The following is a 1,412-nucleotide window of genomic DNA, read 5'->3' on the forward strand; positions in this document are numbered from 1 at the left end:
AAATAAAAGGTGGCTATATGAAAAAAGGTTAAGTAAATACTTTAGTTGGGCGGCAGTGATCACTAAAGGGAGTGAAAAGTCACTCGATTATTGTTGTTCGGCTATCTATTTGCACCCCAAATCACTTAATGATATCACGACTGCAATAATTGAAGATGCGTATCCTGACAAAACCTATTTCATAGATAGACTAATTAGAACTGCGTTTAGTTCAACTTTTTTCTCCCCAATTGTTTTAACCTATGTTTTGATTAAGCAGAATAAGCACGATCAACTGAAGACCCTTATAAATAAGAGTTACGTTGARAGTATATTCCCAGATGATGAACTATTAGAGAGCTTTTCATTAACTTCTCAATATAAGTTAGTGGTTGATTTATTTGAATCATCTCAAGACCCTTCACTTGTGACATTGCCAATTTATGAGATGGTTTATGATGCTTTAACAAAGTTAAATCGTCTTAGCGAAGCAAAAGCTATATTTAACCGCGCAGATACACTGTTCAATGAAGAACGGAAGTGTTCGAACAAGACTATTAATCCACACGCGATAAATAACAAGCTCGAGCGTCATTTTTGGTTTCAGAAAGGGGACTTAATTAAAGCATATGCAACATATAAGAGACAGCGGCTTGCTCAAGTCCTTGCCAATGTGTTTACCGACAAATACACACAAGATATATCGGTTGTTGAGTCGTCTAAATCTCCGCTTATTCTTGCAAGTTGGGGGCCGGGAGATGAAATTCGATACTCAAAAACATACCAAATACTACAGAAAATCAATCCCAATATAACAGTTTCCTGTGAGCCTCGATTACATTCAATACTATTGAACCGATATCCTGGTATTAAATTTTTACCTGTTACGAGAACGCGAAGAGTAGATTCAGCATCTGCGCATATGTTCAATAAATTGCCAGATAAAAAACTACACCACATTTTAGACAATAAAACATACTCTAAGATAAAACAGTACTCTCATATATGCTTGTTAACAGATATTCTTTCTGAGCTTATTGAAAAATCTATGCCAGAAGCACATATGCCAACGAAAAATATAGGTATAGTACCAACAGATAATTTGAAAGTTGGTATAAGCTGGACAAGCTCAATAAACACGGCTAGTAGAAGTGAGCACTACTTTTCAGTAGACGATTTGAGTCAGCTTTTTAAAATGCCTAGTGTTGATTTCTATAGTTTGCAATATGGCAATTGCTCATCAGAACTTGCTGAAATCAAGAAAAAATACGGCGTTGATATTATTGAATCTGATATTGATCAGTTTAATGATTTTGAAGCGGTGCTCAAGCTAATGGATAGGCTAGATGTAATATTATCTGTTGGAACAACAGTTCTTGAACTTTCTGGCTTGTCAAAGACACCAGTGTTTGTGCTTACTAATAGTAGAGCAT

1 protein-coding gene is annotated in these 1,412 nt (G+C 35.5%); it reads left to right on the plus strand.

The annotated features are described in order from the left end of the window. On the plus strand, positions 1-1,412 hold a 1,412-nt coding region (locus BZG77_RS14870; protein WP_158011455.1), incomplete at both ends, for a hypothetical protein.

Origin of the sequence: Salinivibrio sp. IB643 (assembly GCF_001996105.1) — a bacterium.
GTDB classification, from domain to species: Bacteria; Pseudomonadota; Gammaproteobacteria; order Enterobacterales; family Vibrionaceae; genus Salinivibrio; species Salinivibrio costicola.